A 14,007-nucleotide genomic window follows, 5' to 3' on the forward strand; every position below is an offset into this window, starting at 1 on the left:
GTTTGATAATAAAGTTTTAATGATCACTGGAGGAACAGGTTCCTTTGGTCATACCGTGTTAAAGCGCTTTCTCAATACGAATGTAAGGGAGATACGCATTTTCAGTCGTGATGAAAAGAAACAGGAAGACATGCGTATTGAGATGGCTAACGATAAAGTTAAATTTCTCATAGGTGATGTTCGTGATTTTGACAGTATTTCTCAGGCGATGGTGGGCGTAGATTATGTTTTTCATGCGGCGGCATTGAAACAAGTCCCTTCTTGTGAGTTTTATCCTATGGAAGCAGTGAAAACTAATGTTCTTGGTACTGAGAATGTTTTGCATGCTGCTATCGCAAATAGTGTTCAGCGTGTGGTTGTTTTGAGTACAGATAAGGCCGTCTATCCAATTAATGCAATGGGGATTTCAAAAGCAATGGCTGAGAAAGTTGTTGTAGCAAAATCTCGCTCGATTCCCGAAAGTGGGCCTGTTGTTTGTTGTACGCGTTACGGCAATGTCATGGCATCTCGTGGTTCGGTCATTCCATTATTTATTAATCAAATGAAGGCGAATGAGTCGCTGACAGTGACCGATCCTAATATGACTCGATTTTTAATGTCTTTAGAAGATTCTGTGGACTTGGTTTTATATGCATTTGAACATGCACAACAGGGTGATATTTTTGTGCAAAAAGCGCCTGCATCAACACTGACGGACTTAGCTCAGGCTTTGAAAGAGTTATTTGACAGCAATAGCTCACTAAAAGTGATTGGTACTCGACACGGGGAAAAGCTATATGAATCTTTGATTTCACGTGAAGAAATGGCAAAAGCAGAAGACATGGAGCGCTATTACCGGATCCCTGCTGATAATCGGGATCTAAATTACAAAAAATACTTTGTCGAAGGTGAGACGCATATTTCTCAGGTAGAGGACTATACCTCACATAATACGGAACGACTGAGTGTTGAAAAAGTTAAATCTTTATTACTGAATTTGGATTACATCCAGGAGACATTGAGTGCTTAAAGTGATGACATTGGTCGGAACGCGCCCAGAACTGATTAAGATGAGTCGGGTGATTGCTGAGTTGGATAAACAGGTCCATCATGTATTAGTTCATTCAGGGCAGAATTATGACTATGAATTGAATCAGGTTTTTTTTGATGATTTGGAGATTCGTAAACCTGATCATTTTTTGAATGTGGCTGGTGAGACAGCTGCAAAAACCATCGCTGACATTATTGCCAAGGCCGATGATATTTTTGAGTTAGAAAAACCGGATGCGTTATTGTTGTATGGCGACACTAATACCTGTTTAGCGGTAATGGCAGCTAAACGCCGGAAGATCCCCATTTTTCATATGGAGGCTGGGAATCGGTGTTTTGATGAGAGGGTACCTGAGGAACTAAACCGTAAGGTACTGGACCATTTAAGTGATATTAATATGGTGTTAACTGAGCACGCACGTGATTATTTGGTGGCTGAAGGTATTCGTCCAGAAACCATTATCAAAACAGGCTCACACATGGAGGAAGTGTTGAATCACTATATGCCTCGGATTCAAGCATCTGATATTTTAGAGAAAGAAGGGATTGAGCAAGATAAGTTTTTTATTGTAAGTGCGCATAGGGAAGAAAATGTTGATACACAAGAAAATTTGATAGATTTATTAGCAACATTGAACGTGCTTGCAGAGAGTTATCAGTACCCGATCATTGTATCCACACATCCAAGAACTAAAAAACGACTGGAAGCGTTAGACGACCATGCTAAGCATTCTTTAATTCGATTTGTGAAACCTTTTGGTTTGCTGGATTATATAAAAATTCAAATGTCGGCCTATTGCATTCTTTCTGATAGCGGTACGATCACAGAAGAAGCGTCATTGCTAAATTTGCCAGCAGTGACGATTCGTAATGCACATGAGCGACCAGAAGGCATGGATGAGGGAACTCTGATTATGAGTGGCCTTAAAGCAGAAAGAGTGCTTGAGTCGGTTAAGGTAATTACTAGCCAACATCAGCGTGACACGCGAGTCATGAAAGTGGTGAGCGATTATCAAGGAGGATCAGTATCTAAGCAAGTGACACGAGTAGTGCTTAGCTACACTGATTATATCAATCGAACGGTTTGGTCCAAGTCATAAAAGGTAGCGTTAAGTGATATTGGTTACTGGGGCTACTGGCTTTGTTGGTAGTAGTATTGTTGAGCAACTTTGGACATCTGGACATGATGTACGTGCATGTTCGCGGCAACGAAGTGATAGCTTCCCTAGTGCTGTAGAATTTATAGCAACCGGTGATCTGTCGGAAAATACGGAGTGGCGTCAAGCATTACAAGATGTTGGTGTAGTGATTCACACCGCTGCTCGTGCTCATATTATGAATGATGTGGTTGCCGACCCTTTGGCTGAGTTTAGGAAGGTGAATACGGCCGGAACATTAAATTTAGCAAGGCAGGCAGCTGAGGCAGGTGTTAGGCGGTTTGTTTTTATCAGTTCAATAAAAGTGAATGGGGAGTTAACGGAAAGTGTTCCTTTTTCTTCTGAAGATTCGTTTGTTCCGACTGATCCTTATGGCTTATCTAAATATGAGGCTGAACAAGGTTTATTGGCTTTAGCAAAAGAGACGGGTATGGAGGTCGTTATTATTCGCCCAACACTGGTGTATGGTTCGGGTGTTAAAGGCAATTTTGCTAGCCTGCTAAAATGGATGAAAAGAGGTGTTCCGCTGCCTCTTGGTGCGATTCACAATCAACGTTCATTGGTGGCACTAGATAATTTGGTTGATTTTATTATTCATTGCATTGATCACCCAAAAGCATCCAATGAGATTTTTTTGATTTCAGATGGTGAGGATGTGTCGACAACAGAATTACTACAGAAAGTAGCAAAGGCTTTTGATAAAAGGGCTTTGTTGTTACCTATTCCGGTTAGTTGGATGACGCTTGCCGCAAAATTGCTGGGTAAGGCTGATGTGGCGAATCGCTTGTTTGGTTCTTTGCAGGTGGATAGTTCTAAAGCATACGAATTACTTGGCTGGAAGCCGGTTATCACAATGGATGAACAGTTGAAGAAAATAGCGGATGTGTATTTAAATGAAAAGACTGTTTGACCTGTTTTTGGCTATTAATGCCGCTGTTGTTCTTTTGGTACCTATTTGTATTGTGGCTATTCTGGTTAGAGTAACGTCGAAAGGCCCAGCGTTATATTGGTCTGATCGAGTAGGTATTAACAATACTATTTTCAAAATGCCTAAATTCCGTAGCATGAAAACAGATACGCCCGCCGTTGCCACTCATTTATTAAAAGACCCGAAAAGTGTACTGACGCCCATTGGCGATTTTTTGCGTAAAACAAGTTTAGATGAGCTGCCGCAACTATGGTGTATTTTAAAGGGTGATATGAGTTTTGTTGGCCCCCGGCCTGCGTTGTTTAACCAAGATGATTTAATTGCTTTGCGTACGGAAAAAGGAGTGCATGAGTTAATGCCGGGCTTAACGGGGTGGGCGCAAGTAAATGGCCGTGATGAGTTGCCGATACCACAAAAAGTAGAGTTGGATGTTGAGTACATGCATCGACGCTCTTTTTTATTCGATATTTATATCCTTTGGCTAACGTTGCTCAAAGTGCTTAAAAGAGATGGTGTTTCTCATTAGTTTAATGGGCACGTGATTCTGGATTGAATTGATGTGTTGTTTTGATGAGTTTAGTCAGGAAAAAAGCGAGTAGTCTTTTTTCTTTGCTAGACTTAGCGATTAATGATAGTTTTAAGGAGCAAGTACGTTGAAAGTAAGGAAAGCAGTTATCCCAGTTGCGGGTTTAGGTACGCGTGTTTTACCCGCCAGCAAGGCGATTCCAAAAGAAATGATGCCAGTAGTTGATAAGCCGGTAATTCAGTATGTGGTTGAAGAGGCTGTTGCGGCCGGTATTAAGGAAATTATTTTGGTGACGCGCACGGGTAAATCGGCGATTGAGGACCATTTTGATACGCATTATGAACTAGAGGCTGAATTAGCACGTAAAAACAAAACAGCCTTATTGGCAGCCATTCAACACATTGTGCCTCCCGATGTTTCTATTGTGTCTGTTCGGCAAGCCGAAGCAAAAGGCTTGGGGCATGCGGTGCATTGCGCGGCAAGTGCGGTTGGTGGTGAGCCGTTTGTGGTTATTTTGCCCGATGTGTTGGTGAGCAATGGGCTGGATAAAACGAACGATTTAGCACGAATGATCGGAGAGTTTGAGGATAAAAATGCGGCTCAAATTATGGTGGGTGAGGTGCCAGACGATAAAGTTCAGCTATACGGCATTGCTGATTGTGGAGGCATTGTGCCGGCGTTAGGGCAATCGGCCGCCATTAAAGGCTTGGTCGAGAAGCCAAAGCAAGATGAATCGCCTTCAAATTTAGCCGTTATTGGTCGTTATGTGCTGCCAGGGAAGATTATGAGTTTGCTAGCTGACGGTAAGCCCGGTGCGGGTGGCGAAATACAACTCACGGATGCTATTGATACTCTATTAGAATTGGAGCCAGTGGAGGCCTATAAAATGATGGGCGATACGTATGATTGTGGGGAAAAACTGGGTTATTTAAAGGCTAATCTTGCGTATGGTTTACAGCATAGTGACACGGCCAACGGTTTGAGACAGTTTATCAACGCGTTAGCTAATGAGCATGAATAGTGGTGAGGTAAAAGCATGGGTTGATCTTCAATCGCACGCTGAGGAAATAAAGGGGTTGCACCTATCTGAGTTATTTCGTCTAGAGGCTGATAGGTTTGATGAGTTTAGTTTTTCTACCGAGAGTTTTTTATTAGATCTTTCAAAGCAGCGTATTACCAAAGACACCTTGGGTAAATTAATGGCCTTAGCTGAGCAGCAAGCGCTGGGCGAATGGATTGAGAAATTATTTACTGGAGAGCAAGTCAATGTATCGGAGGGGCGTTCTGCGTTGCATACTGCGTTACGGCTTCCCAAAGAGGAAACCCTTAGGGTTAACGACCGGGTTATTACGGAAGATATCCATGCTTCCTTAGAAAAAATGGCGTTATTGGTTAGGCAGATCCAGCAGGCTCAGTGGCGAGGTTTCGATGGTCGACCTATTCGGTCAATTGTAAATATTGGGGTTGGAGGTTCAAACCTTGGGCCGTTAATGGCTTGTGATGCATTAGAGCAATATACGCCTGCTGAAAGCAAGCAACTTGATATCCATTTTGTATCATCAATGGATGGGAGTGAACTAGAAAAGCTACTGCCTTTATTAGAGCCCGCGACAACATTATTTATTGTGGCCTCTAAAACATTTAGCACAATTGACACCTTGGCAAATGCTAATACGGCTAGGGAATGGTTGTTAAAAGCAAGTGGGAAATCTGTTGATTTAATTAATCAACATCACTTTATTGCAGCAACTGGGAATATCCGTGCGGCACAATCATGGGGAGTTCCCGAGAAAAACCAATTATTATTTTGGGATTGGGTTGGTGGGCGATATTCTTTGTGGTCAGTAATAGGGTTGCCTATTGCGCTTAAAGTTGGTATGGAAAATTTTCGTGCGATTCTTAAAGGTGCTCATGCAATGGACAGGCACTTTAGAGAGACGAGCTTTGATAAAAATTTGCCCGTTTTATTAGGCTTGGTTGGCGTTTGGAATATTAACTTTTTGAATATTCATGCACACACAATTTTGCCTTATGATGGACGTCTTTCACATTTACCATCCTATTTACAACAATTGGAAATGGAAAGTAACGGGAAAAGTGTCAATACCAAGGGAGAGCGGCTTAATTACCGCACCTGCCCAGTGTTATGGGGTGAAGTCGGCTCGAATGCACAACACGCGTTTTATCAGCTTTTACATCAAGGTACCGAATTGGTGATGTGCGACTTTATTACCACAGCGGTACGCTATGAAGGCGAAGGTGAAGAGCTTCAGCTGCAACATCAGTTATCGCTTGCTAATTGCTTGGCGCAATCTAGGCTTCTGGCTTTGGGCGCCGAATCGGAAAATGATTTAGGTTATCAGCATTACGACGGTAACCAGCCGAGTACTACGATTATGTTGGATGAATTAACGCCGGAAACATTTGGTGGGCTGATCGCCTTATACGAGCATAAAGTGTTTGTGCAGTCGGTGATTTGGGAAATAAACCCGTTTGATCAGTGGGGCGTGGAAAAAGGCAAAAAGCTAGCTTCATCATTATTACCAGAGTTTCAGTCACAGGTGAGTGGGGATCTAGATTCATCTACTAGGGGATTGATTCAGCGTGTTCAACGTCAACAGGCTCAGTATGAAAGTTAATGTGTATGGTGTGGGGCTTTCTGCCTGGGTTGCGGCGACATGCCTAGCTAAAGTAGGAAATGATGTAGCTATTTGCGGTGTGTCGCAAGGTGAATTAGGAAAGATTCCGACGGTTCGTGATGAGCCGAATTTATTGCAACAGTTAGAAGCGCAGATTAGTAGTGGCCGACTTAGTCGGCGTAACGAGGGAATGCAGCCAGAGGCGAGTATTCATTGGCTTGCATTTCAGCCGGATCAGCAGTACAAAGCTGAGCAAGTGATGGAGCGGCTTTCTCAATCAGCTCAAAATGATATGTTGATTGTTAATCAGTGCAACTTTGCGGTGGGAGCGACACGTGACCTGCAAACTCGATTAAAAGGGAAGGGCTATGTGGTGTATATCCCCGATAATTTACAAGAAGGTTCGGCGATCCAGGGTTTTAGTCAACCTAACGGGATCGTTTTGGGGCTAGATCATGATAAGGCATTAGTTAAGGCTCGAGCTTTATTAAGGCCGTTTAGTGAGGGCTTGAATACACTGCAGTTAATGACAACTCGTGAAGCTGAATTTACCAAATTTGCTATTACAGGCATGCTCGCTATTCGTTTAGGTTATGTTAATGAATTGGCTAATCTGGCAGATCAGTTAGGTGTGGATATTAGCGTTGTTCAAGAAGGAATGAGGGCTGATACAAGGATCGGTGAGCATTACTTGTCGCCGGGCTGTGGTTTTGGAGGGCAGAACTTCCATGCTTATGTTTCTAAGTTTTCTGGCATTTTTCAACAGCAGAAGCAGCAATCACTCTTAAAAGCAGTTGTTGACGAAAATGAGGTGCAAAAAGAATTGCTGTTCAGGAAATTATGGCAGCACTATAACGGTGCTTTGGACGGTAAGGTGGTTGCGATCTGGGGGTGTTCATTTAAGCCAGGAACAGCCAGCATTGATAATGCGCCCAGCTTAAAAATAATTAATGCACTGGTTGCGCAAGGGGTTCAGGTTAATATCCATGACCCAGAAGCAATACCAAATATAAAAAGTTATTATGCAGGTGAAAAATTGATCCGTTCTTGTAAAACACCGATGGATGCAGCAGCTGGTGCTGATGCGTTATTACTCGTTACTGAGTGGCCGCTTTATTGGTCACCTGATTATGAGCAACTTGCTAAATGCATGAACGATCATCTGATCATTGATGGGAGGAATGTTTTTGATAAGGAGGTCGTTAAGCAACATGGGTTTAGTTATTTGGGTGTGGGTAGAGGGGCGAATTGAGGATGAGTGTTTTTTCACTTCCAGACTGGTTTATTAGCCGAAGCAGGCGGATAAAACGTGCGGTTACGCTGCTATTTGATTTTATTGTTATAACGTTAGCTTTATGGGTGGCCTTTTCACTTCGGCTAGGTGAGTTTTATTGGCCCGAAGGCAGTGTAATTTGGTTGTTTGCTGTTGCGCCTTTTATAGCAACGCCCATTTTTATTAAGTTGGGCTTGTATCGTGCGATTATTCGATATATTGGCTTTCACTCTTTATGGGTTGTGGTTAAGGCGGTCTCTCTTTATAGCTTGCTTATTGCTTTTTTTGTTGTGTTGGCGAACATTGAAGTTGTGCCGCGTTCAGTCCACATTATTAATTGGTTGGTGGCTCTCCTTATGGTTGGTGGAAGTCGAATGGTGGTGCGTTGGTGGCTGGCAGGGTTGGCTCCTGCGAATGTAAACGCAGCTCGTAATGTGGTCATTTATGGTGCGGGTTCGTCAGGTATGCAAGTGCTGGGACAACTAAATGTAAAAAGTAGTATGAAAGTGGTGGCCTTTATTGATGACGAGCCATCACTTCATCGGCGGCAAATGGGTGATGTTCGTGTGCACCCGTTCTCACATTTGAGCCGCCTTATTGAACGCCATGGAGTGAAGGATGTGTTATTGGCGATGCCATCAGTGTCGCGATCTCGCCGTAACCAAATTATTGCTTTGTTGGAGTCTTATCCGGTAACAGTGAAAACGTTACCAACATTAGCTGAAATTGCTGAGGGTGAAGTAACGGTTGATGATATAAGGGACGTTGAAATTGAAGATTTATTAGGCCGTGATCAGGTATTGCCTAATAAATCTTTGATGGCGAAAAACATACATAATAAAGTTGTGATGGTGACGGGGGCAGGTGGCTCAATCGGAGCTGAACTGTGTCGTCAAATCTTGCAGCAAAAGCCAAAAGAGATTGTTTTATTTGATCATAGTGAGTTTGCCCTTTATATGATAGAGCATGATTTAAAAAATCAGCCGATCAGCGAAGAAGTGGTCATTAAGCCTGTCTTGGGGTCGGTAACGGATTCAGATCGAGTTTTATTAGCTTGTCAGGCGGCGCACGTTGAAACGGTATATCATGCTGCAGCCTATAAGCATGTGCCATTAGTTGAGCAAAACCCAAGAGAAGCAATTAAAAACAATATTCTGGGGACCTTATATACAGCTGAGGCAGCATTAAACTCGAAGGTTAAGGACTTTATACTGATCTCAACAGATAAGGCTGTGCGGCCTACTAATACGATGGGGGCTTCAAAAAGAATGGCTGAATTGGTTTTGCAGGCATTAAGTAATAAGCATAGAGGCGTATCTGCAACACAATTTGCGATGGTGCGTTTTGGCAATGTGCTCGGCTCGTCAGGCTCCGTCATTCCTCTGTTTAAGAAGCAAATAAAAGAAGGTGGTCCAGTGACTGTGACGGACCCTAAAATTATTCGTTACTTTATGACAATCCCTGAGGCAGCCCAATTGGTTATACAAGCGGGTGCCATGGCAAAAGGTGGCGATGTGTTCGTTTTAGACATGGGCGATCCTGTTAAAATATTAGAATTGGCAAAGCGAATGATTCATTTAAGTGGACTAGAAGTTAAAGGAGATGATACGCCGCACGGAGACATCGAAATAAAGTTCACCGGGTTACGCCCGGGTGAAAAGCTGTATGAAGAGTTATTGATCGGTAATGATGTGAAAAATACAGACCATGAAAAAATCATGCGGGCTAATGAAAGTATGATTCCTTGGGAAGAGCTGAATGTTCTCATTAGGCGTTTGCAGCAAGCGATTAATGACAATGATGATGTTGAAATTAGAGCGGTATTATCAGAAGCAGTGGTTGGTTATAAACCACAATGTGCTATTGCGAATGTGCTGCATTAGACGTTTTTAGTTCGATTTTATAAAGTTTTGTAACTTAACATTGTGATTTAGATAAAAAATAGATAGAATACGCGGCTCTTTGATAGACCCGCATCTCGAGTGAGTGGAATTAAGAAATGAAAACATTTAGCGCAAAAACAGAAGAAGTAGAACACGATTGGTATGTTGTTGATGCCGAAGGTAAAGCGCTGGGGCGCTTGGCCACAGAAATAGCACGCCGTTTACGCGGTAAGCATAAGCCTGAATATACACCTCACGTTGATACGGGCGATTACATTGTTGTCATTAACGCTGAAAAAATTGGTGTGACAGGCAATAAAGAAAAAGACAAGATGTATTATCATCACACAGGTTACATTGGTAACTTAAAGTCTGTTTCTTTAGGTAAGCTTCGTGAAACACACCCAGAGCGTATCATCCAATCAGCTGTTAGAGGCATGTTGCCGAAAAACACATTGGGTCGAAATATGTTCAAGAAAATGAAAGTATTTGTTGGCGCTGAGCATACGCATCAAGCCCAACAACCTAAAACATTAGAACTATAACAAGAGTTTATTATCATGGCACAAACCCAATATTATGGAACTGGTCGTCGTAAAAGTTCAGTTGCACGTGTTTTTGCACGTCCTGGCAAAGGCGAGATTAAAATTAACAATGCAACGCTAGATACTTATTTTGGCCGCGAAACTGATCGTATGATTGTTCGTCAGCCACTAGAAACAGCAGAAGCAATGGAGAAATTTGACCTTCTTATCACTGTAAAAGGTGGTGGAACATCAGGTCAAGCCGGTGCTATTAGATTGGGGATTACCCGGGCATTAATGGAGTTTGATGGCGAGTTACGTCCTGCCCTTCGCAAAGCAGGTTTTGTAACACGTGATTCACGTGAAGTTGAGCGTAAAAAAGTTGGTCTTCACAAAGCGAGAAAACGTCCTCAGTACTCAAAACGTTAATCGTATTGCTTCAAATAAGAGCGAAAGTTCTTACCGTTTTAAAAAAAGCCCATTATTAAAATGGGCTTTTTTTTGTGCAAAAGGAAAAGAAATCGGTGTGTTGGTATCTTTTTAAAGGTTGGTCTATACTTCAAACATGATTATTTAGATACTGATTGATGGCAGACTATAAAGAGAAGTATAGGCGTGCATTAAAAGAGCTGGATGAGTCCGAGCAAAAGGCGACGGATAGTATTCAGGCGTTGTATCAAGTACTAATGTCGATATTAAAAGGAGTTAAAGGGCACCATAAGGCAATAGATAAAGCGATTAACTCGTTACCTAGGAATACGCCCAATGGTGAAGGAGCACCTGTTGAAGCATTAAGTCGTGTAAGAGACTTAGTGATAAGCTATTTTGATAAAGACGATTTACGTTCAGCAATTACCACGTTAGATATTCTGTTAGAAAATTTAAAAATGTCAGATGTATTGGGTGATGATGTTGAGATCTTGCAAAAAGATGCCGCTAAGATTCGTACTCCAAATGAGTTAAAAGCTTTTACCCGAAAAGTCGTTAATTTAATAGTTGGGGCGCTTTTTGATAATAGTGGTCCTTCAATTAAAGCTTCTTTAAACGGATTAAAGGGTGATCTAACACGTCAATTAGGAAGTCTTGAAGCATTAGACGCCGGGCTTGCAGAGTCGATTAAGGTGGCTGGGTTACATAAAGATATTGAGAGGATTGCCAACTTATCTGACCTTAGTACTTTTCATAAAGAAACTTTTGATGTGCTAGGAAACGGCATCGTAAACAAGAATGAGCTTATTGTTGAGTTCTCTGGGCTTGTTGAAACAGTTATTCATAAGTTGGCTGAACTTTCTTCAGATCTTAGGCAAGCAGGAGCTGAAGAAGCAGATGAATTAAAAGATCGATGGCGGTTGACTGAGTTGATGGGTGGTCAGGTTAAAACATTGCAAGAGTCGGTGTTGCAAGCAGATAATTTAGCGTTATTAAAGACCTTGCTGACCAAACGGCTTGCTGAGTTTAGTCAAACAGTCTCTGAGTTTACCGAGGTAGAAAGGTGTCGAGTAGGTGAAGCCGAAGGGTATGCATTTTCCGTAGCGAATAAATTAAAAAAAATGGAGTTACAAGTTCAAGAGCTGAAATTATCGCTAATACAGGCACATAAAGAAGCACTGGTTGATGTGTTGACTGGGGTTGCAAATAGGCGAGCGTTTGATGAGCGTATTAGGCTCGAGTACGAGCGCTGGAAACGAAATGCAGAGCCTTTGGTGTTGGCGGTGTTAGATATTGACCGTTTTAAAAAAATTAATGATACGTATGGGCACTCTGTAGGTGACAAGGTGTTATGCACGATTAGCCAGTTAATTAATAAGCAGGTACGAGAAAGTGATTTCTTTGGTCGAATTGGCGGCGAAGAATTTGCTGTTATTTTTACAGGTAGTGACCTTGATAGTGGGTTAAAAAGGTTAGAGCAATTTCGAAAAAGTGTAGAAGATTGTAAGTTTGGTTATCAAGGTAAACGACTTACAATAACAATGTCTGTTGGTTGTGCCGAGTTTGCTCCTGGAGATACGGTAAGTGATGTTTATGGAAGGGCTGATCAGGCCTTGTATAAAGCTAAAAGTTTAGGAAGGAACCAATGCTTGAGTGAGCGGGCAATATAATCCTTAAATGTTTGGCGTAGTTAGCGGCGCGCTTGTAATGTCGTTATCGCTTGGTGAGTGCTTAAAAAAATATTTTCCATGCCTATCTTTTTTAGAAACTCAGTATCTTTCAGCTTATCCATAACCGGACCTTTTATTTCAGCTAAGTGTAGCTGAATGTTGGCTTTTTCAAGTCGGTAAAGAATGTCACTTAAGGATTGTAGCGCGCTGGTGTCAATGAAGCTTATCGACTGACAAATAAGTACAATATGGTTAATCGACTGGTTGTCCGCAACCAACCCCATAATATTGTCTTCAAGGTAGTTTGTGTTAGCAAAATAAAGGTTTTCGTCAACGCGTATGGCAAGAATTTCTTTATCCGTTTTTACTTTATAGCGCTTGATGTTTCTATAATGCTCAGAGTTTCCCACTTGCCCAACTACAGCAATATGAGGTTGGCTGCTTCTATGTAGGTATAAGCCAATAGAGATAATAATGCCAGCCAGAATGCCGCTTTCTACATTAATAAATAACACAGTAAGAAAAGTTATTAACATCAAAGTGGCCTCTGTACGGTCGTAGCGCCATGTGTGTTTAAGGGTGTGTGTGTCAATGAGAGGTAGTACGGCAAATATAATAACTGCACTGAGTGCAGCCTTTGGTAAAAAAAAGAATAAGGGTGTTAAAACAGACAGAGTCAAACCAACTAAACAAGCCGTAATAATAGACGCCAAGGGGGAGTTAGCGCCGGCGGTGAAATTAACCATCGAACGACCAAATCCTCCAGCTACTGGATAGCCACCACTAAGAGCTGATGAGATATTGGCAGCACTGAGTCCTAAGAGTTCCTTATTCGCATCGATTTTTTGTCGTTTCTGCCCTGCCATGGATTTTGCAATAGAAACACTTTCTAGATAACCAATTAAAGCGATAAGCAGGGCAGAGGGAAGGAGTTGTTTAAATAGTTGCTCATCGTAATTAGGCAGAATAATATGAGGAAGCCCTGGTGGAATATAACCAACCACGGATACCTCAAATCGTGTATTTAAATGGAAATAATAAACAACAAGAGTGCCAGTAACGGCAACAATAAGAGGGCCAGAATTCGATATAAACTTTATGCTGTTAGGGTTAAATGCTTTTTTCTTTAAGAGGTTTGCTAAAGGGCCTTTAAACCACCATAGAAGCATTAAGCTGCAAACTCCGAGGATGCTTGTTGCTAGGTGTCCTTGGGGAAGTTGGGTAACGATATGGGTTATAGCCTGGTAAGGGGCGAGCCCTTCGGTGATGTTTAAACCAACAATATGTTTTACTTGGCTTAAGGCGATAATGATAGCTGAGGCGCTAATAAACCCGGAAACAACGGGGTGACTTAGAAAATTTATAATACTACCTAACCTAGCTGCTCGCATTAATAGCAAGATGATGCCAGTTAATAAAGCCAGAGTGTTTGCTGCGTTTATTACTTCGTCAATATTGCTGATGCCTAATTCGGCGATAGTGGCGCCTGTCATTAACGACATAATACCGACCGGCCCAATGGCCAATGTTCGACTACTGCCGAAAGCGGCGTATAAAATGATTGGAAGAACGGATGAATACAGGGCTACTTCGGCGGGGAGGCCTGCCAACAGACCATATGCCATAGATTGAGGAATAAGGACAATAGCAACAATGACGCCAGCAATTAAATCCCCCTTTAATTGAGCGGTTTGGTACGTCTTGATCCAGCTTGGTAGAAGCATGATGTAAAACCTTATTGCGCCGTATTTTTATCATTCGTAACGCACCTGAGCTAAATGCAGGGGTAACGTTCTTTGACAGAATTTATAGGTATATTAAATTAGCATAAATATATAATAACTTTATTAAGCTGTTGTTTAAAATTGACTTCAATCATTTTTTTTGTTGCAATGCAATAAAATTCTGTCTCTTATACACATCTGACGCTGCCGACGAAGCTAGAAGTG

The 14,007-nt window shown here is 42.0% G+C and carries 12 protein-coding genes; 11 read left to right on the forward strand and 1 reads right to left on the reverse strand.

Annotated elements, in window-relative coordinates; translation table 11 throughout:
- Window positions 1–19 precede the first annotated feature (19 nt).
- The 11 genes from KUG63_RS09220 (at window position 20) to KUG63_RS09270 (ending at window position 12,058) form a co-directional block, all read left to right on the forward strand.
- Window positions 20–1,009 carry a polysaccharide biosynthesis protein gene (locus KUG63_RS09220; RefSeq protein WP_287554938.1) on the forward strand — a complete coding sequence of 330 codons (990 nt, stop codon included), beginning with the start codon at window positions 20–22 and terminating at the stop codon, window positions 1,007–1,009.
- Window positions 1,002–2,129, forward strand: a complete 1,128-nt coding sequence (gene wecB, locus KUG63_RS09225) for a non-hydrolyzing UDP-N-acetylglucosamine 2-epimerase (RefSeq protein ID WP_287554939.1) — start codon at window positions 1,002–1,004, stop codon at window positions 2,127–2,129. The genes KUG63_RS09220 and wecB overlap by 8 nt, the downstream gene beginning before the upstream one ends.
- A 13-nt stretch (window positions 2,130–2,142) precedes the next feature.
- Window positions 2,143–3,096, forward strand: coding sequence for a UDP-glucose 4-epimerase family protein (locus KUG63_RS09230; RefSeq protein ID WP_287554941.1), 954 nt, complete (start codon window positions 2,143–2,145; stop codon window positions 3,094–3,096).
- A complete protein-coding gene (locus tag KUG63_RS09235; RefSeq protein WP_287554943.1) occupies window positions 3,080–3,640 on the forward strand; it encodes a sugar transferase in 561 nt (186 codons plus the stop codon). Before KUG63_RS09230 ends, KUG63_RS09235 begins: the two co-directional genes overlap by 17 nt.
- Window positions 3,641–3,767: 127 nt before the next feature.
- Window positions 3,768–4,661, forward strand: coding sequence for a UTP--glucose-1-phosphate uridylyltransferase GalU (gene galU / locus KUG63_RS09240; protein ID WP_287554945.1), 894 nt, complete (start codon window positions 3,768–3,770; stop codon window positions 4,659–4,661).
- A complete protein-coding gene (pgi, locus tag KUG63_RS09245) occupies window positions 4,654–6,279 on the forward strand; it encodes a glucose-6-phosphate isomerase (RefSeq protein WP_413464120.1) in 1,626 nt (541 codons plus the stop codon). Before galU ends, pgi begins: the two co-directional genes overlap by 8 nt.
- On the forward strand, window positions 6,269–7,531 hold the full coding sequence (locus KUG63_RS09250) for a nucleotide sugar dehydrogenase (protein WP_287554949.1): 1,263 nt from the start codon (window positions 6,269–6,271) through the stop codon (window positions 7,529–7,531). The genes pgi and KUG63_RS09250 overlap by 11 nt, the downstream gene beginning before the upstream one ends.
- Window positions 7,532–7,533: 2 nt before the next feature.
- On the forward strand, window positions 7,534–9,435 hold the full coding sequence (locus tag KUG63_RS09255; RefSeq protein ID WP_287554951.1) for a nucleoside-diphosphate sugar epimerase/dehydratase: 1,902 nt from the start codon (window positions 7,534–7,536) through the stop codon (window positions 9,433–9,435).
- 116 nt (window positions 9,436–9,551) lie between these two features.
- On the forward strand, window positions 9,552–9,980 hold the full coding sequence (gene rplM / locus KUG63_RS09260; RefSeq protein ID WP_015006772.1) for a 50S ribosomal protein L13: 429 nt from the start codon (window positions 9,552–9,554) through the stop codon (window positions 9,978–9,980).
- Between the two features lie 15 nt (window positions 9,981–9,995).
- Complete coding sequence (gene rpsI / locus KUG63_RS09265; RefSeq protein ID WP_015006771.1) at window positions 9,996–10,388, forward strand: 30S ribosomal protein S9; 393 nt, start codon at window positions 9,996–9,998, stop codon at window positions 10,386–10,388.
- 158 nt (window positions 10,389–10,546) lie between these two features.
- Window positions 10,547–12,058, forward strand: a complete 1,512-nt coding sequence (locus tag KUG63_RS09270; RefSeq protein WP_020932025.1) for a GGDEF domain-containing protein — start codon at window positions 10,547–10,549, stop codon at window positions 12,056–12,058.
- A 20-nt stretch (window positions 12,059–12,078) separates the two neighbouring features.
- Here the strand turns inward: KUG63_RS09270 and KUG63_RS09275 are convergent, their stop codons facing one another.
- Entirely contained in the window at window positions 12,079–13,782 is a 1,704-nt protein-coding gene (locus KUG63_RS09275) for a SulP family inorganic anion transporter (protein WP_020932026.1), read from the reverse strand.
- Window positions 13,783–14,007 lie beyond the last annotated feature (225 nt).

The sequence above is a fragment of the Cycloclasticus sp. genome, from assembly GCF_019090545.1.
Lineage (GTDB): Bacteria > Pseudomonadota > Gammaproteobacteria > Methylococcales > Cycloclasticaceae > Cycloclasticus > Cycloclasticus pugetii.

Coding starts and splice junctions, on each gene's coding strand:
- KUG63_RS09220 (WP_287554938.1), top strand. CDS start 20: ATGATCACTGGAGGAACAGGTTCCTTTGGTCATACCGTGTTAAAGCGC.
- KUG63_RS09235 (WP_287554943.1), top strand. CDS start 3,080: ATGAAAAGACTGTTTGACCTGTTTTTGGCTATTAATGCCGCTGTTGTT.
- pgi (WP_413464120.1), top strand. CDS start 4,654: ATGAATAGTGGTGAGGTAAAAGCATGGGTTGATCTTCAATCGCACGCT.
- KUG63_RS09250 (WP_287554949.1), top strand. CDS start 6,269: ATGAAAGTTAATGTGTATGGTGTGGGGCTTTCTGCCTGGGTTGCGGCG.
- KUG63_RS09255 (WP_287554951.1), top strand. CDS start 7,534: ATGAGTGTTTTTTCACTTCCAGACTGGTTTATTAGCCGAAGCAGGCGG.
- rplM (WP_015006772.1), top strand. CDS start 9,552: ATGAAAACATTTAGCGCAAAAACAGAAGAAGTAGAACACGATTGGTAT.
- rpsI (WP_015006771.1), top strand. CDS start 9,996: ATGGCACAAACCCAATATTATGGAACTGGTCGTCGTAAAAGTTCAGTT.
- KUG63_RS09270 (WP_020932025.1), top strand. CDS start 10,547: ATGGCAGACTATAAAGAGAAGTATAGGCGTGCATTAAAAGAGCTGGAT.
- KUG63_RS09275 (WP_020932026.1), bottom strand. CDS start 13,782: ATGCTTCTACCAAGCTGGATCAAGACGTACCAAACCGCTCAATTAAAG.